Annotated in this window: 13 protein-coding genes and 1 pseudogene; 4 read left to right on the top strand and 10 right to left on the bottom strand. The window is 55.0% G+C overall.

Going from position 1 to position 18,078, the window contains the following annotated elements; translation table 11 throughout:
- Window positions 1-2 precede the first annotated feature (2 nt).
- The 3 genes from AB5287_RS01210 to AB5287_RS01200 are packed head-to-tail and all read right to left on the bottom strand — an operon-like array spanning window position 3 to window position 4,778.
- On the bottom strand, window positions 3-1,244 hold the full coding sequence (locus tag AB5287_RS01210) for a restriction endonuclease subunit S (protein ID WP_350445859.1): 1,242 nt from the start codon (window positions 1,242-1,244) through the stop codon (window positions 3-5).
- Window positions 1,244-3,811: a type I restriction-modification system subunit M gene (locus tag AB5287_RS01205; protein WP_007053943.1), complete on the bottom strand. Its 2,568-nt coding sequence runs from the start codon at window positions 3,809-3,811 to the stop codon at window positions 1,244-1,246. The genes AB5287_RS01210 and AB5287_RS01205 overlap by 1 nt, the downstream gene beginning before the upstream one ends.
- A 31-nt stretch (window positions 3,812-3,842) precedes the next feature.
- The gene (locus AB5287_RS01200; protein WP_007053942.1) at window positions 3,843-4,778 is read right to left on the bottom strand and encodes a restriction endonuclease; all 936 of its coding nucleotides are present in this window, start codon (window positions 4,776-4,778) and stop codon (window positions 3,843-3,845) included.
- On the opposite strand from AB5287_RS01200, the gene AB5287_RS01195 reads away from it, so the two are divergent.
- Together AB5287_RS01195 and AB5287_RS01190 are read left to right on the top strand one after the other, a co-directional pair.
- The gene (locus AB5287_RS01195; RefSeq protein WP_310591286.1) at window positions 4,710-5,336 is read left to right on the top strand and encodes a restriction endonuclease subunit S; all 627 of its coding nucleotides are present in this window, start codon (window positions 4,710-4,712) and stop codon (window positions 5,334-5,336) included. The genes AB5287_RS01200 and AB5287_RS01195 overlap by 69 nt on opposite strands.
- A complete protein-coding gene (locus AB5287_RS01190) occupies window positions 5,327-6,256 on the top strand; it encodes a site-specific integrase (RefSeq protein WP_007058548.1) in 930 nt (309 codons plus the stop codon). The genes AB5287_RS01195 and AB5287_RS01190 overlap by 10 nt, the downstream gene beginning before the upstream one ends.
- Here the strand turns inward: AB5287_RS01190 and AB5287_RS01185 are convergent.
- Both AB5287_RS01185 and ileS read right to left on the bottom strand, forming a co-directional pair.
- Window positions 6,249-6,722 carry a restriction endonuclease subunit S gene (locus tag AB5287_RS01185; protein ID WP_050496130.1) on the bottom strand — a complete coding sequence of 158 codons (474 nt, stop codon included), beginning with the start codon at window positions 6,720-6,722 and terminating at the stop codon, window positions 6,249-6,251. The genes AB5287_RS01190 and AB5287_RS01185 overlap by 8 nt on opposite strands.
- 355 nt (window positions 6,723-7,077) lie before the next feature.
- Window positions 7,078-10,389: a mupirocin-resistant isoleucine--tRNA ligase gene (ileS, locus tag AB5287_RS01180; protein ID WP_368220401.1), complete on the bottom strand. Its 3,312-nt coding sequence runs from the start codon at window positions 10,387-10,389 to the stop codon at window positions 7,078-7,080.
- Between the two features lie 519 nt (window positions 10,390-10,908).
- Here ileS and AB5287_RS01175 point away from each other — a divergent pair.
- Window positions 10,909-12,120, top strand: coding sequence for a MalY/PatB family protein (locus tag AB5287_RS01175; RefSeq protein ID WP_007052506.1), 1,212 nt, complete (start codon window positions 10,909-10,911; stop codon window positions 12,118-12,120).
- A gap of 116 nt (window positions 12,121-12,236) precedes the next feature.
- A pseudogene (locus tag AB5287_RS01170) lies at window positions 12,237-12,788 on the top strand (beta-galactosidase small subunit); the annotation flags it as partial.
- 59 nt (window positions 12,789-12,847) lie between these two features.
- Here AB5287_RS01170 and AB5287_RS01165 read toward each other — a convergent pair.
- From AB5287_RS01165 to rihC, 5 genes are all read right to left on the bottom strand, one after another.
- Window positions 12,848-13,858 (bottom strand): LacI family DNA-binding transcriptional regulator, encoded by a 1,011-nt coding sequence (locus AB5287_RS01165; RefSeq protein ID WP_022527791.1) that lies wholly within the window; start codon window positions 13,856-13,858, stop codon window positions 12,848-12,850.
- Between the two features lie 162 nt (window positions 13,859-14,020).
- On the bottom strand, window positions 14,021-14,317 hold the full coding sequence (locus AB5287_RS01160; protein WP_301005829.1) for a hypothetical protein: 297 nt from the start codon (window positions 14,315-14,317) through the stop codon (window positions 14,021-14,023).
- Window positions 14,318-14,389: 72 nt separating this feature from the next.
- Window positions 14,390-15,358, bottom strand: a complete 969-nt coding sequence (locus tag AB5287_RS01155) for a ribokinase (protein WP_242075983.1) — start codon at window positions 15,356-15,358, stop codon at window positions 14,390-14,392.
- A 225-nt stretch (window positions 15,359-15,583) separates the two neighbouring features.
- Window positions 15,584-17,014 (bottom strand): C4-dicarboxylate transporter DcuC, encoded by a 1,431-nt coding sequence (dcuC, locus tag AB5287_RS01150; protein ID WP_013582880.1) that lies wholly within the window; start codon window positions 17,012-17,014, stop codon window positions 15,584-15,586.
- A gap of 101 nt (window positions 17,015-17,115) precedes the next feature.
- Complete coding sequence (gene rihC, locus AB5287_RS01145) at window positions 17,116-18,036, bottom strand: ribonucleoside hydrolase RihC (RefSeq protein ID WP_003830214.1); 921 nt, start codon at window positions 18,034-18,036, stop codon at window positions 17,116-17,118.
- Window positions 18,037-18,078: the final 42 nt, after the last annotated feature.

Here is an 18,078-nt window from a genome sequence, read left to right as displayed (position 1 = left end):
CTTCACACAAACATCTTGTCAAGCAAGGATTTCTTGATATTCTGCAGCAATTCCAACTTACGCTGATGAAGGGTGATGAGGGAGTCAAGTCGGGAGAAGAACGCACCGATGGTCTGCTGCTCAGCCTGAGATTCCGGCAGGGACACCATCGTGTCAAAGAAGTCATCCGGCGCAATATTGAGTAATCCATGGTTCCTCGCACCTTCCGCGGCAATCATCTGCACAGCTTTATGCCATCGATTGGTTTCGTAGTACGTCACAAGATAATCAGGATTGGCGTTCAACAGAGCAAAGCATATGTAAAGTGTAGAAACACAGCCTTTTTCATACCTTGTCAACCGCTTGATAGCACCCCATGGGCTATCAGCCGAGGTGCTCTTGTTATAAGCAAACTCTCCTTGTCTAAGCAAGTAGTAGCCGCTCATATCTCGGCTGGCTACTTGAGCATTGAAAAACAGCCTCTGGTCAATCAAGCCATGCTGAGCTGATATGGTCAAAGGCAGATCCGACTCGTTGTTCTCATTCTTACGAGTAACTCTCTCGGCGATATCGCCCAACTTACGCTGTTCCCAAGGGTCAGTAAAACCAGCAAAGCGAATTTCGGGTACAGACTCACCATCTTTCGGGAACATTTTTTCAAGCATCGATTTTTTAAAGATGACAAGCTTGTCATACTTACGCTGATGAAGGGTGATGAGGGAGTCAAGTCGGGAGAAGAACGCACCGATGGTCTGCTGCTCAGCCTGAGATTCCGGCAGGGACACCATCGTGTCAAAGAAGTCATCCGGCGCAATATTGAGTAATCCATGGTTCCTCGCACCTTCCGCGGCAATCATCTGCACAGCTTTATGCCATCGATTGGTTTCGTAGTACGTCACAAGATAATCAGGATTGGCGTTCAACAGAGCAAAGCATATGTAAAGTGTAGAAACACAGCCTTTTTCATACCTTGTCAACCGCTTGATAGCACCCCATGGGCTATCAGCCGAGGTGCTCTTGTTATAAGCAAACTCTCCTTGTCTAAGCAAGTAGTAGCCGCTCATATCTCGGCTGGCTACTTGAGCATTGAAAAACAGCCTCTGGTCAATCAAGCCATGCTGAGCTGATATGGTCAAAGGCAGATCCGACTCGTTGTTCTCATTCTTACGAGTAACTCTCTCGGCGATATCGCCCAACTTACGCTGTTCCCAAGGGTCAGTAAAACCAGCGAAACGAATCGCGGGTACTTTCGCCTGTTCAGTCATCATTCGCCTCCCAACAGGGTCTTCAGCTCAGCAATACCGGCCATGTCGAACTCATTTCCGGTCAGCTGACCAAGCATATTGCCAAGTTCTGCCTCAGCCTGCTCGATTTGCTCGCATACATCGGAGTAGGTAGTCGAGTACTTATCGTTCAACGCATTCACCGATGCAATCAACTCATCAACAGCCGTCTGAGGAAGCTCCTCAAGTTTGTGCTGCAATGGTTCCACCCACTTGGCAGCGAGCAAGTCATCAGCTTGCTCATCGCTTAATCCTTCAATAACGGCCCGGGTCTTTTCATCAAGCGCTGAGCGGAGATTCTTAACGTTCTTTTTGACTTCACGCTCCTCATCAAACAACCGTTGCGCATTCACAAGGGCACGGTCAAAATCAGTCTCAGGATCCCTCCCAATCGATTTCACCGCTTTCTTCAACTCAGTGGCAACGAAAGAATCTCCATCCTCGCTGACAGCATCGGTCGAATTCTTGTCGTCTTCATCCAGATTTTCAAGAATGTCAGCGATTTCGCTGCTAATCTCAGTCAATCGGGATTCATATGTGCCGATTTCTGCAAGGTCAGCACTCAGCAGTTTTTCTTGTACAAGGTCGAACGGCAGAATATGTCCGGCCCAGCCGTCCTGCACTTCGACATCCTTGCCGCTTTTCTTTTTGACGACCATGTTGGCGTCAACCTTGCGAACGGCGTCATGGCCTTCGCTCTGTATGGTTTCAAGGTCGTTGGCGATGGTCTTCTGCCAGCTGTCATCAAGCACCTGATATGCCGTATAGGCATCTACGAGTGGTACGTCGGCCAAACGATGCAGCAGGTCATTTGCCAGAACTTCCTCCTCGGCGGCAATGCTCACGTTGACGGCATTACCGACCAGTTCGCCACGTAGATATGAGGGATAATCGGTGAAAACCTCACGATAACGCTGGATATAGGCACTCACACCAGAATCAGCATTCACCGCCTCACGAACATCTTGCACAGCGAGCTTAGCCGAATGACCATTCTCCTCCGCGAAGAGACGTTGGCGCAATCCCGGAAACACATTCCAATACTTGTTGAGCGCATCGATGTCCTGCTTGGGGATACCGCCAAACATAGTGGAATACACGTCCCAACTTTCGGCGGTTTCGGAGGAATCCACATATCGAGGAATGTTGAGGTTGTAATCGTTCTGCCGAATCTCGTCAAGGCTGACCAAACGACTGAACTTATCGACATCACGATTCTCCGACACCGTATCCACGATGCGTTTGATATCGCTCGCACGCAGCTTGTTGTTCTTACCGTCCTTAGCGAAATACTTGGAGGCATCCACAACAAGCACATGGTCATCGTTGCGGTGCTTGCGCAACACCATCACGATAGTGGGAATGCCCGTGCCAAAGAAGATGTTCGCTGGCAGTCCGATGATGGCCTGAATATGGTGGTTCTCCACTAGATTCCGGCGAATAGTGCCCTCTTCACCACCACGGAACAGCACGCCGTGCGGCAACACGATGGTCATAATGCCGTCGTCGCGCAGATGGTAGAGATCGTGCAGCAAGAAGGCATAATCAGCCTTGGACTTGGGAGCGATGCCATATTCGAAGCGGATATCTTCACCCGGTTCCGGCGGCTCCCAGTTCTGGGAGTAAGGAGGATTCGAAACCACGGCATCTACAAACAGCGGCTCATAGGTTTCGTCCTTGGTCTCGTCGGTATCGAACCACGGCCAGTCGCTCTTTAATGTGTCACCGTTGCGGGTCACGATATTGTCCGGCAGTATACCGCGCATGACGAGGTTCATGCGTGTGAGGTTGTAGGTATTCTCCTTGAGTTCCTGCGCATAATATTTGATGTCATTCGGATTGCCATTGCGGCGGGCCACAGCTTGACCAATATGAATCAACAACGAGCCTGAGCCACTTGTGGGGTCATAAATGTTGATTTCTTCACGACCAGCAAGATGCCAGGCCACTATTTCGCTCATGAGCTGAGAAACTTCGCTCGGCGTGTAGAACTCACCGGCCTTCTTACCCGCATTGGAAGCGAAGTTGCTAATCAGATATTCGTAAATGAAGCCGAGGGTATCGTAATCCTGCCGGCTGTCCATCGGAATGTCCTTGATGAGGTAGATGAGGTCGCGAGCGGCCTTGCTACGGCTTTTCTCATCGGTACCGAGCTTGGATAGACCAGTCTGCAACGTGTCGAAGATGCCGGCGAACACACGCTTGCGGGCTGGATCGATGTTGCGTTCAAAAGCGGAAAGCGCATCACGTACGTCGGCGATGGTGAAATCGCTTTGGCTGGCAATCCATGTGGAGAACAGGTTGTCGTAGGAGATAAAGTAGCCGCACAGATCACGTACATACTGCACGGTCTCGGCATCATTCTCATCCAAGCCCTTGAGATCTTCATCTCCCCAGTCTTCAGCACGAAGACGCGCAACTTCCGTCTCTGAAAGGAACTTATAGAAGATAAAGCCAAGGATATAGTCTTTGTATTCATTCGCCTCGATCTTGGAACGCATCTTGTTGGCAGATTCCCAGATTTTGGCGGCAAGCTGCTGCTTATTCATTCATATGCTCCTTGTGCCCTAAGCTCTTTCATTACTCTTCATCAACGTATTCATTGAAAACGTCACTGTCCACGGCTTTGATTTCGTAAATCTTCCGCGTGCTGACACCGAATCCATGTTCAATCATCAGTTGCGCAAGCTTATGCCCATCAATAAGAATGATGTGCTGCCTCTTCGCATAGGTAATCGCCTTTTCCGTGAATCTTGCAGTGGTGACAAACAGCCCTTTGCCTCCGCGCCCAGTAATAGCACCTACGAATGCTTGAATATCTGGTCTGCCAACGGATTTATCTTCGGCATAACGTTTGGCCTGAACATAAATCAGATCAAAACCAAGCTTGTCTTCCATGATGATTCCATCTATGCCTTCGTCCCCCGAGATTGGCGTCATCTGGCTTGCGGAGTCGAAAGCTCCATACCCCATTTTTGCCATCAGATCAAGAACAAACCGTTCAAACGCAATCGGAGAGAGCTTGAGCACCTCTGAGAGCAAGTCATCGGCAAGCCGCATGTTGATTGATGAGAATGCACGGTCAAGTGCCTCATCTGGAGTTTCCTCGGACGAATAAGCTTCGCTTTTCTTCTCCAGGCCGCCATCGACCGTCGTATGCGTCGAAGAATCACCATTCAGATTCTTGAAAGACCGGAATGACTCATAACGTTCCAGATAATCATTATCTATCTGCGCACCCGAAGCAAGGGCCTCTTTGCCGGGTCTCGTTATGCGATATGTACCACGTTTGGGACTTTCTATGAGTCCGGCTTTCTTAAGGTACGTTCTAGCCCAACTAATGCGGCCATTGAGGACACGCGAACGGCCGCTAGGTAGCAGACGGCTGCGTTCTCCTTCTGTCACTGCAAACTCATCAGCAAGTAACGTTAGCATCTCACCAGATGCATGAATCTTGCCATCAGAGAGAATGCGAAGCATCGGAACGAAAAACTCGTCATATCTGGGAATTGTCATTGTCCGCCTTCGTTCCGTTACAGTCGTTTATCAATGATACGGCAAACATCACGGAAATACGCCTCCGCTTGGGAACAGCGTAAGTTGGGTGAGCTGTCCTCCGAGTTTCAAAGTGGCGACTTCATTTCTGCCGAAGAAATACTTGGATCTGGACCATACCCCGTGTATGGGGGCAACGGTTTACGCGGATACGCAAAACAATACAACCATGACGGTTTTTATGCCCTTATAGGTCGTCAAGGTGCGTTATGCGGGAATGTCAATACTGCAGTGGGAAAGGCCTATTTCACTGAACACGCGGTAGCTGTCAAGGCAAATTTCCTGCATGATACGCGCTTTCTGGCTCATCTTCTGGGGTGTATGGACTTAGGACGATATTCGGGCCAATCTGCTCAGCCGGGTTTAGCCGTGGGAGTGCTCAAGGAAGTTGAGACAACAGTACCTTCAAAGGCCGAACAGCAGGCTATCGGTTCCTTCTTCTCCCGACTTGACTCCCTCATCACCCTTCATCAGCGTAAGCGTCTATCTATTCGGCAAAGGAGCCCCGTGTGGTCATAAACACAATAAACGAAGAAATGTCATTCTGCGATTACTACTCGCAATGGGTCGACGTCTACAAGGAAGGCGCGATTCGGGAGGTGACGATGAAGAAATACAAACTCACACAGGCGTGGCTGAGAAAGCTTATCCCTGATCTTAAGCTTTCTGAGTTCGATCGTGTGAGTTATCAGAAACTCATCAATGGATACGCCGAACATCATGAACATCAAACAACGATGGATTTTCATCACCAACTGAAAGGGGCCATTCTTGATGCTGTTGATGAGGGCCTAATTCAAAGAGATCCCACTCGAAAAGCAATCATCAAAGGGAAGCAGCCGAGACAAAAGAAGACGAAATATCTTAACCAATTCGAACTTCATGCTGTCCTTGCTGACTTGAAGCTTGACCCGATACCTAACTGGGACTGGCTGATATTGCTGGTGGCAAAAACCGGTTTACGTTTCTCCGAAGCATTGGGTCTTACTCCTGATGACTTTGATTTCGTCCACCAGACTTTGTCTGTCAATAAGACTTGGAATTACAAGAACGGAGGTGGCTTTGTTCCAACAAAAAATGCTTCTTCGGTGCGTAAAGTACAACTTGATTGGCAACTCATCATGCAATTGTCCGTCCTGCTGAAGAACTTGCCTGACGACAAGCCTATCTTCGTGAACGGTAAGGTGTACAACTCGACCGCAAACGGTATTCTGGCCCGGCATTGCAAACAAGCCGGAGTACCCGTGATCTCGATTCACGGCTTGAGACATACCCATGCCTCATTGCTGCTGTTTGCTGGCGTTTCAATTGCGAGCGTGTCCAAGAGACTGGGGCATGCAAGCATGAACACAACGCAGGAAACATATCTGCATGTCATCCGTGAATTGGAGAACAAAGACGTTGACATCGTGATGAGAGCCCTATCCACCCTTATTTAGCAAACCACAGACGCTTACGCTGATGAAGGGTGATGAGGTCGTCAAGGTAGGTCAGAACTGCACTTATTAATTCCTGTTCTTTCCTTGACGCGGGGAAAAATACCATGGTGTCATGCACATCGTTTCTGTTAAGAGTTGGCACCCCACTACCGGCCTTATACCGTTTCAAGTCTATTTTTTCATATAAGTAATAAATGAACTTAGGGTGATTGCCATAAAATTTGGTTACCCACAAAGTAGTGTTATGAGGCCAAAACGCTGACTCTACATACTGAAGATTCCCGATTGTGCCTGATCTACCAGTAACAACGCCGGGACCCTTAACTTTGTATTCGTTATGGTAAGCTCCGATGCCGTTTGACATCATAACCGGATATACGCCAGGAATGATCTTTTCAGCGGGAAGGTCAAAACCCCTTTGCAACGGTGCAACCATGATCAACTTACGCTGTTCCCAAGCGGGCATCGGCACTAGATGAAGCAGGGTAGACGGGATACGAGTGGCTGGCCGAACATACGCAATACATCTACCGGCGACTTGGACACTACCATTTCCGCTGTTAGCCACACTTATCGCGATAAGTGTAGCTAACGACGATTGGAGCGACACCTTACAAGCCATGAGAGGTATAACCGTTCCCTTCTATTTTGAAAAACTTGAATAAGTTAGATTTTTTCAAAATAGGGATGCGTCGAAAAGACGCATAAACGCACGAAAAATGCGGGCATCCGACATGCAGTGTTCATTGAATCACTGTATATCGGATGCCCGCAATCGTTTCAAGCCGATTGAAGAGCCTTAGCTCAGCCGCCCATCAGCATCACGCCTTAACAACCTCTACGATCAGCTCGGCACCTTCCTTCACCTCGAAGGAGGTCGCCAGCGTCTCGTGGGCGATCAGGTCGCGGAACTGCTCGACCTTGGCCACGTCGTCAGCAGGCACGGTCAGCACCAGCGAGATGCGGTCCGCGATGTCCAGATCGGCAGCCTTACGTGCGTCCTGCACAGAACGAATCACGTCGCGGGCGTAGCCCTCGGCCAGCAGATCGGCATCCAGCGCGGTGTCGAGGATTACGAAGCCACCGGTCGGCAGCGAGGCGGAGACCGAAGCGGCGGCCTCGGTGGCGTTCTCCTCCTCCACGCGGTTGATCAGCTCGTACTCGCCTTCGACCAGCGCAAGGTCGCCGGACGGCGTGGAGACCACCGGCGCACCGGACGCAGCATCGACATGCCAGTCGCCGGACTTGGAGGCCTTGATGGCGAACTGCACCTGCTTGCCGAGGCGCGGACCCGCCGCACGGGCATTCACACGCAGCTCGTGCACGATCTTCAGACCGTGGGCGGCGGCGTCTTCCAGAGTCGAGAACTCAATATTCTTAATGTTTAATTCAGACTTCAGCAACTCGTCGTATGACTTGACGGCGTCCACGTTCTCGACCACCACGGTGAGCTTGGAAAGCGGCTGGCGCACGCGGATCTTGGCGGCCTTGCGCAGGGACAGGGTGCCGGAAACAACCTCGCGCACCTTCTCCATCGCATCCACCAGAGCCGGGTCGTCGACCAGCACGCAGCCGAGTTCGGTGTCTTCACCGGTCTTCTCGTCCACCACGAACGGCCAATCGGCCAGGTGCACGGACTCGCCGCCGGTCAGGCCGCGCCACACGGACTCGGCTTCCATCGGGGCCAGCGGCGCAAGCACGCGCATGAACGCTTCAAGCACGGTGTACAGCGTGTTGAACGCGGACGCATCCTCGTTCCAGAAGCGGTCACGGGTGTTGCGGATGTACCAGTTGGTGAGCACGTCGATGAAGTCGGAGACCGCATCGCAGGCGTCGGAAATCGCGAACTCGTTCAGCGACTTCTCGGCGGCCAGCACCAGGCGGCGGGTACGGGCCAGCAGGTAGCGGTCCATCTCCGGCAGACCGGCGACCTCGTCCGCGCGCAGCTGGCGGGCGTCGAATCCGGCCCCGCCGTTGGCCGCGTTGGCGTACAAGGTGAAGAAGTAGTAGGAGCTCCACACCGGCAACATGACCTGGCGCACGGTGTCGCGGATGCCATCGGCGGTGACGATTAGGTTGCCGCCGCGCAGAATCGGCGAAGACATAAGGAACCAGCGCATGGCGTCGGAACCGTACTTGTCAAACACGCCGTTCACGTCCGGGTAGTTGCGCAAGTGCTTAGACATCTTCTGACCGTCGGAGCCGAGCACGATGCCGTGGCAGATCACGTTCTTGAACGCCGGGCGGTCGAACAGGGCGGTCGCCATGACGTGCAGCAGGTAGAACCAGCCGCGGGTCTGGCCGATGTATTCCACGATGTAGTCGGCCGGGAAGTGCTGCTCGAACTTCTCCTTGTTCTCGAACGGGTAGTGGAACTGCGCGAACGACATGGAACCGGACTCGAACCAGCAGTCGAGCACATCGGAAATACGGTGCATGTGCGACTTGCCGGTCGGGTCGTCCGGGTTGACGCGGACCAGGTTGTCAATCCACGGACGGTGCATGTTGATGTTGCCGTCCTTGTCGCGCGGGTAGTCACCGAAGTCGGCCTTGAGCTCTTCGAGAGAACCGTAAACGTCCACACGCGGGTACTTCGGATCGTCACTCACCCACACCGGAATCGGGGAACCCCAGAAGCGGTTGCGGGAGATGGACCAGTCGCGCGCGTTGGCGAGCCACTTGCCGAACTGGCCGTCCTTGACGTTGCCCGGGATCCAGTTGATCTGCTGGTTCAATTCCAGCAGACGCGGCTTGATCTTGGTCACGGACACGAACCAGGAGGAGACCGGCTTGTAGATCAGCGGGGTGGCGCAACGCCAGCAGTGCGGGTAGGAGTGCACGTAGCTCTTCTCCTGGAAGAGGATCGCGCGGCGCTCTTCCGGAATCTCGGCGAGCGGGCCGTCGCCGGCGCGCAGGTTGCGCAGGATCGGCAGGTTGGCGTCGAACACGAAATCGCCCTCGTAGTCGGGGCACTGCGCGGTGAAGCGGCAGCCATCGTCGAGCACGTCGGTGCTCTTGATGCCCTTGGCGTTCAGCGTGTTCATATCGTCTTCACCGTAGGGGGCCTGGTGAACCAGACCGGTACCTTCGACGGTGTCGACGTAGTCGGCGGTGAAGATCGTGTAGCCGTTCGGGCCGGGCACATGGCCTTCGGATTCGGCCTCGTCGCCCGCGAAGTACGGGAAGACCGGGTAGTAGCGGCGGCCTTCCAGCTCGGAGCCCTTGAGTTCGCGCACGACCTCGTAGTTCTCGCCGAGTTCCTTCTCGTAGTGCGGCAGCAGGTCCTTGCCGAGGTAGAACTTCTTGCCAGCGAACTTGCCTTCGGTCGGGCGGACCTCGACGTAGTCGATGTCGGCGCCGACCACGATGGCGAAGTTGGTGGGCACGGTCCACGGGGTGGTGGTCCAGAAGACGGCGTAGGCGTCGTCCTCATCGCGCATCTTCACGGCCACGGACACGGTGGTGTCCTGGCGGTCCTGGTACACGTCGGCGTCCATGCGCAGCTCGTGCGCACTCAACGGCGTGCGGTCCTTCGGGCAGTACGGCAGCACGCGGTAGCCCTGGTAGGCCAGGCCCTTGTCGTAGAGCTGCTTGAAGGCCCACATCACGGATTCCATGTACGGGATGTTCAGGGTCTTGTAGCCGTGCTCGAAGTCCACCCAACGGGCCTGACGATGCACGTAGTTCTGCCATTCGTTGGTGTACTTCAGCACGGAAGCGCGGCAGGCGTCGTTGAACTTGTCGATGCCCATCTTCTCGATCTGGTCAACCGAGTCGATGCCGAGTTCCTTCTGCGCCTCAAGCTCGGCGGGCAGGCCGTGGGTATCCCAGCCGAACACGCGGTTGACCTTGCGGCCCTTCATGGTCTGGTAGCGCGGGATCACGTCCTTGGCGTAGCCGGTCAGCAGGTGGCCGTAGTGCGGCAGACCGTTCGCAAAAGGCGGGCCATCGAAGAACACGAATTCGTTCTGGCTGTGGTCGCCGGAAGGGTTGCGTTCAACGGACTTCTGGAAGGTGTCGTCCTTGTCCCAGTAGTCAAGAACGGTCTCCTCCATGTCGGGGAAGCTGGGGTTCGGCGCGACGTGCGCGGTCTCGCCGCCCTCGTTCGCCTTGGGATATACGTTTTCGCTCACCGTAAATCTCCTGTTAGTACTGTGCACTGGTCCTACAGGAGCGTCATTGATGGCGATTGCCGGGCGCCGACGTGTGCCGGCTGGGTTCACGAATGTCACGTACCGAACCGTGGGGCCGATTGCGTCAATCGCCTCGCAGCCGGAACTGACTGTGTTCCGCCCGGAACAGCCCTGTCTGCCGTTCCTGCCTACGAGGACGATGACGGGCGCTGGTATGCGCTCCGCACCGCGGTACCACCTCGCTTATCGCACCGGTTGCGCCGCTCCGAACTGTTGCACTCGGAGCCGCGAGCCTGCGCGACCGCTTGTGTTCGGCTGTCTCGGGCCGATCCCGTCGGTTCTACTGGGCGATTGCCGCCGTTCTTCCGAAGACTCCCCGCTGATAACGGATCACTGCCTCACAACGGTGCATATCGTAACACGCCACGCGGTCAAATCGCCGCCCACGGCCACGGCACCGTCAGGAGCCCGATTTAGATTGGGACCGGCCACCACGGACCGAGAAAGGATTGTCGGACAATGACGTATGATTTCACGTCCATCATGAACAGGCATGGCATGGATTCGATCGCGGTCGACGGACTGGGCACCGACCCGGGATTCGCGCCGGACCCGCCACGCGAGGGTTTCGACGTCATCCCCATGTGGGTGGCGGACATGAACTTCCCGACCGTGCCCACGATCCCGCAGGCCATCATCGAACGGGCGAAGCATCCCGCCTACGGGTACTTCTCCCCCACCGACGACTATTACAGCTCCATCATCGACTGGCAGTCCACGCGCAACGGGGTCACCGGATTGACCCGGGAGGCGATCGGCTACGAGAACGGGGTCCTGGGCGGTGTGATCAGTGCGCTGACCGCGTTCGCCGCCCCCGGCGACGGCGTGCTGCTGCACAGCCCGACCTACATCGGGTTCACCCGGAGCATCGAAAACAACGGCTACCGCATCGTCCACAGTCCGCTCACGCTGGACGAGCGCGGCGTATGGCGCATGGATTACGAGGATATGGACAGGAAGCTCAAGGAGCATCACATCCACGTGGCCGTGTTCTGCAGCCCTCACAATCCTTGCGGGCGCGTGTGGGAACGTTGGGAAATCGAGAAGGCCATGGAAGTGTACAAGGCCAACGATTGCGTGGTCATTTCCGACGAGATTTGGTCCGATTTGACTCTGGGGAACCACCAGCACATCCCCACCCAATCGGTCAGCGAGGACGCACGCAACAGGACCGTGGCGTTCTACGCGCCCAGCAAGACCTTCAATCTCGCCGGACTGGTGGGAAGCTACCACATCATCTACAATCCCACACTCCGGGACCGCATCGTGGCCAAAAGCTCGAAATGCCACTACAACGACATGAACGTGCTTTCCATGCACGCGCTGATCGGCGCCTACCGGCCCGAAGGCCATGAGTGGCTCGACGAACTGAAGGCGGTGCTCACCGGCAACGTCGATTACGCCTACGACTACATCACCAAGCATTTCCAAGGAGTGAGTCTGGCCAAACCGGAAGGCACCTACATGCTGCTGCTCGACTGCGAGCAGTGGTGCGAACGCCACGGCCTGAGCCTGCCCGAGTTGGAGAAACGCGGCTGGGATGTGGGCGTCGCATGGCAGGACGGCGACATGTTCCAGGCCCCCTACAGCATCCGCGTCAATCTCGCATTGCCCTTGAGCCGCGTCAAGGAGGCCATGCGCCGCCTTGACCAATACGTATTCAACGCGTAAACGGCATGCATCCGCGATTGCGGTGTCCTGGAAAGACGAATGCCGTCAACGAGGTTGGTGCCCGTTGGCGGCATTCGTCATACGTTGGCCGAACCGGGCGAAACCCAAGTTGCCAAGTTGCCGTGCGCTATGAGGTGGATGCCGCCAGCGGACGTGTACATCTGACCGCCCGATATGCCGGTGCCACCGATGCGCCGACGCTGCCGGCATTCGGATTAGAATGGACACTTCCCAAGCAGTACGAGAACCTGCGCTTCTACGGCCTTGGCCCCGAGGAGACCTATCGCGACCGTCTGCACGGTGGCAAGCTCGGCATTTTCGAGCGCACCGCGGCCGAAGACAATGCACCGTATCTGGTGCCGCAGGAGACCGGCAACCATGAAGACTTGCGTTGGGCCGAAGTGCTTGACGCCCAAGGACACGGCATGCGTATCAGCCAGGCCGGCAGCGAACATTTCGCGGCGAGCCTGTTGCCGTACAACTCGCTCATGCTGGAAGAGGCGACCCACCAGAACGAGTTGCCGCCGGTCCGTCACACGTTCCTGCGCCTGTTGGCCGCGCAAATGGGCGTGGGCGGAGACGATTCATGGGGCGCGCCCGTCCATGAGCAGTACCAGCTGCCCGCCGATCGCGCCTACACGCTCGACGTGAATCTGGAACTGTTCTAACAGCGATAAAGAAGCTCCCTCTGACGAGGGAGCTTCTTTATCGCACAGAGGGAGCTTCTTTATCGTGCTGGTACGAAACTGTCACGCACCACTAGGGTGGTGGAGATGAAGGTATGGTGGTGCAGCGTGCGCCGACTGGAGATGGCCTCGGCAAGCATCGTAATCGCAGTATCGGCCAGCTCATTCTGATCGATATCGTAACTGGTCAATGTCGGCGAAGTGTACTGGGCGATGGCCTGGTTATTGATACTGATCACACTGGTATCGCGAGGCACCAGCACTCCCGCAGCAATAAACGCCTGCAGTACGCCGACTGCAATCGTGTCCGCAGCCACGATGAACGCATCCGGCATGTCATCTCGATGATCGTTAGCCGCTTTCTCCCCTAGAGTGCGCCCGGTGTCCACAGTGAACGCGCCTTGCGCGTAAATCAGGCCTTCCGCATCCAGCCCCAAACGCTCGGTCCAATTGCGGAATGCGGTTAATCGGCTGTCTTCCGGGTATTCGTGCAAACCCATCGTGAAGCCAGTACCGCCGATATAGCCGATGCGTCGTTTGCCCGAGGACACCAACACATCCAATGCGTCCAAAATGGTTTGGCTTAAATCCGGTTGTACCGAATCGAACAGGCTGGGCGCAGGATTGATGTCGATGAATACGCCATAGGGCAATACCAGATGGAGTTTCAACAGTTTATCCGAAGAGAGTACGGACGGTCCGATGGAAATGAAGCCGTCGAAATCACCGGCGTTGGCAATCAGATCGTCGATATGGGAAAACGACGTGAGTTCCATGTGCTGGGCTCTGGCATTGTCGCCGAGCACGGACCGTAGTTCATCGAAATAGGCGTCCGCCAGTTCTTCCTCGCGGGTGGCGTTGTCGAGTACGGCCACACGGCGTGGCAATGCGATACGGCGTGATCCGGTAGCGTAGCCAAGCTGCTCGCTGACCTCGATGATGCGACGTCGCGTCTCCTCTTTGACAGACAATGTCGGGTCCCCATTGAGCAGCCGGGATACCGTGGCCTGCGAGAAGCCTGATTTCTGTGCGATTTCCTTCATCGTGACCATAGTTGAGCCTTCCACGCCTCAGTACGTAACAATACGCAGTATCTCAGTAAATAACTTTACTACATAGTGTAACTCACGTCATGCGGGTATGACGCCGTATGGTTGCAGCATCGTCGATCCGCAGCGCTGATGAGAACGTGCATGTTTCAGGCCCTCCGATAATTATCGGGCAGGCGGGAATCCCCAGACCGTGGAGTCAATGCGCTGGATTTTCCCGGACTTGTCAAAGACAACGGTGATGTCCGGCGCAGTAAAACTGCCGGTCGAATCCCCGAATCGGTACGGATCACTCCAGTCGATAACGGCATGCATCGTCACGGTCCGAGTTTTCGCGTCATAGGACTCATTCGAGTACTCGATACTGTTATGCGCGGCCGTAGTCCCGCCCAGACCGCCGCCATTGCCTTGATGCATTTGCTGACAATACTTCGTAAAATCCGCGCCGAGAACATTCGACACTGCATAGCGCCTAAATGAACGTGTTAGGTCTGCACCAATTCACGGCCGGCAATACTCCACACTTCTCAGTAATCAATTCGTACCAAACCGCTCACGAATCTGAGCAGCAGTACCATAAGAGGCTTGCGCACCGACCCCAGTCGCGGCGTACGCGGAAACGTACGAGGCCAACTGCGCACTGTCCTCCAACGCATGACCCGAGGCAAGTCCGGCCAGAACCGTGCCCATAAAGGCATCTCCGCACCCGGTAGTGTCGATGGCCGCAACCGCAACTGGCGCAATACGATAGATATCATCACCATCGATGACCACCGACCCATCCCCGCCAAGCGTAATTACCGCCTGATTAAAGCCGAAGTCATGCATCTGCCGCGCCACATCAGACCAGTCCAGTCCATCCCAATCGTCATCGTCAGGCTCGGCGATGTCCAGCAGCTGCGCCATTTCATGCTCATTGACCAACAGAATGTCCGAAGCCTCAATAAGCTCAGCGGGTAGTTCAGCAACGAATGGCGAATCGTTGAGCAATACCTTGAGCCCGGCATCATGGCAGAGGCGAGCGCATGCCGTGACCGTTTCCATCGGACTCTCCAAACACAGTCCCAGTACATCGGCGGCAACCAATGCGTCAGATGACTGGCGCACATAGTCGACAGACACCTCACCATTGGAACCAGCCGAATATACGATGGTGTTCTCGCCATTCGCGTCCACGGTAATTACCGTAGTGCCACTGGGACCTGCAACGGCAGCGATATGCGAAGTATCCACACCAGCATCGCGCAAATGCTCCAGCAGAAAATCCGCATTGGCATCTTCCCCGACTGCACCAAACATCCGCACCTGCGCTCCAATTCGCGCAGCCGCCGATGCCTGATTCGCTGATTTGCCTCCCGGCAATAAGGTCAGCGGGCCACCGTTGACGGTCTCTCCCGGTTTCGGCAACCGCTCAGTAACGACCGTGTAATCAACATTCATTGATCCGACCACGGACACACTGCCGTGCAGGTGGTCGAGCAAGTCAAGACATGATGCTGACATGATGCATTTCCTTTCGGCCTTCTTGTTTCGGCCTGTCTTCTATGTTCTGCGCTTGTTCTACGTTTCAGCAAAATCACGATGGAAACACAATCGTGCGGGTATGCGAATGCCCGGAGTCTGAAGTCAAATCCCGGGCATTGCACGTATTCGGGGCCAAATCGTCTGCGCGATTGATATGTTCTGCTGACGACTGACGCCTAGCGGATTGTGATGGTTATATCAGCATCACGCACCCATCGGCAGGAAGATTGCCATGGACAGGATGAACATGACGATTACGCCAGCGATCATCGGCACACTGGTACGGCGCACAATGTCGATTGGGCTCTTCTTGATGGAGCCGGCGACGATCATCACCACAGCGGAGACCGGCGAGACAGCGCGCAGCAGATTGCCAGCGAGACCCATCGGGATGGACACAGCGAGCACATTGATACCAGCAGCAGCGGCCAGCGGAACCATGAGCGGAACCATCGCGAAGAACAGTGCGGTACCGGAACCGGAGAGTAGCACGATGAGCGCAGTGAGGCCGACAAGGATAAGCGGCAGCACGAAGCCCATACCAGAGCCGGACAGGCCGGTCATTGCGTTCTGCAGTTCGGTGATCAGACCAATGGACTTAAGACCAATGACGAACACAGAAGCAGCGACCAACAGTGCCACAATCGGCATTGCGCCACCCATGCCCTTGAAGAAGGACTCGGTGCCAGCGAGGGTTTCCTTGCCCTTGCGAGTGCGGATGAGCTCGCAGATAATGGCGATCACGAAGGAGAGAATGGAAGCGAGTTCAACACTCAGGTCGATCTTTGCGCCGGTGGTGGAAGTGATGGCGAACACGATGAGAAGCATGATGATCGGCAGCAGCGGCAAAATCGCATACACAGTGCGGTAGAGAGCGCTACCTTCGACAGCCTTAACCTCAGCCAGGTCAACATCACCGTCGGTCAAATCCGAGCCAGCGCGCTTGTCCATGAACTTCTGCCAGAAGTAGTGTGCCAGTGCCATGACGAGCAAGGTCGGGATGGAAACGAGCACGTGATAACGGAAGACGTAATCGCTGGCGGTCAGGCCGGAGAACATGTCGGTCTTAGCGAGTTCAGCGGCGATGGCAACATTGTCGGAGCCAAGCGGGGTCGGCATAATCGTTGCAGTAGTGGCAATGACTGCAGCTGCGCTCAGCAGGCTCATACCAGCTTGGCGAAGCACCGGGTACAGCGTTGCCATAAGGATGATAGCCAGGTTGGAAGCACTCGGAATGACCAGAGACAACAGGTTGCCCAACAAGAAGGTAATCGGCACGAGTATATACGGGGACTTGATGTGCGCAATCGGCTTGGCGAGCACACTTACCGTGACTTCATTGGCTCCGATATGGGACATGTAGCCGGTGTAGCCACCAAGGATGAGGATGATGAAGCCAGCAGAAGTGAGCGTGCTCACGAACTGATCGCCTACAACCTTGAACGGATCAAGCCAAGTGACACCACTGGAAACGAAGTCGGTGAATGAGATGTCCTTGCCCATCAGCAATGCGATGTACATCAGCACAATGCCGATGAGGAACAGGGAAATCTTGATGTCCATTTTCTTCACGAGCATAAAGCCCACAATGCCAACCGCGGCAATTGCCACGAGGTACATAATCACCAGTTCCATCGGTCTGGTCCTTTCTTTGTTCTCTTATTCTCTGTTGTTGAATTCACGAATACTGATGCGCTCAGGGGCGCCGGTGTTAGCGGCGTCGAAGAGACAAGGGACTATGCACAATGGGCGATGCCGTCCATGAACCAGTCGCAGAATCGATCTGCGTGAACGCCGGTGGTGACGGTGGCATTCGGTTCGCGCTTAAGGTAGCCCTTAAGATCAACGACCGTACACCCTGCAGTGAGTTCGCCAGCGATTTCTACGTCCACAAATGCCTTAGTCATGTCGAATAGGTCAGGCTCCAGCAAGCATGCGACTGCGCAAGCGTCATACATTTTGAGACCGGTGCCGAAGCTGCGCTTGCGGTAGCGCTGGAACAGGTCATGAGCCATCAGACCGACCTTGCCCATATCCTTAAGCTGAGCGGTTTTCTCCGGCGGAATCACAGTTCCCAAGCCGGCGTCCAGTGTGGCCATAGTAATGTCAAGACCAGAAGTGAGCACAATCTTGGCGGCTTCAGGGTCAACGAAAATATTGAATTCGGCCATAACACCCTTGTTGCCGCGAGTGACCGAACCACCCATGAGCACAATGCGCTCAATACGCGACTTGACTTCCGGAAAAGTTTTTAGCAACAGTGCGATGTTGGTCAGCGGACCGATTGGCATGACGGTGACGGGTTCAGCAGAAGCCATGATCTCGTCGCGCATTGCTTCGACAGCATGCTTATCCAGCAGAAGTTCAGTTTTGGGCTCAGGGAAATCGAATCCCTCCATACCGGTTTTACCGTGGATATCGCTTGCATCATCAAGCTGACGGATCAGCGGTTCAGCAGCGCCACGAGCGACCGGTACATCCTTACCGTAGTAGGCCATCAGCTTGAGCGCGTTCGTCGTTGTCGCTTCAATGCTGACATTGCCAGCAACCGTAGTAATCAGCCGCACGTCGAAGCGCGGGTTGAACACTGCCAGTGCGATGGCGACGGCGTCATCGATGCCGGGGTCAGTGTCGATAATCAGAGGGATCTGCTTCATTGCTTGTTCGGTTCCTTTCGTGGTGTGTTGATATACGTGTTA

This window comes from Bifidobacterium sp. RTP21102st3_E2_RTP21102_210122 (assembly GCF_040916945.1).
Taxonomy (GTDB): Bacteria; Actinomycetota; Actinomycetes; order Actinomycetales; family Bifidobacteriaceae; genus Bifidobacterium; species Bifidobacterium longum.
Note: the sequence above shows the minus strand (reverse complement) of the source record. Positions and strands in the feature narration are given on the sequence as shown.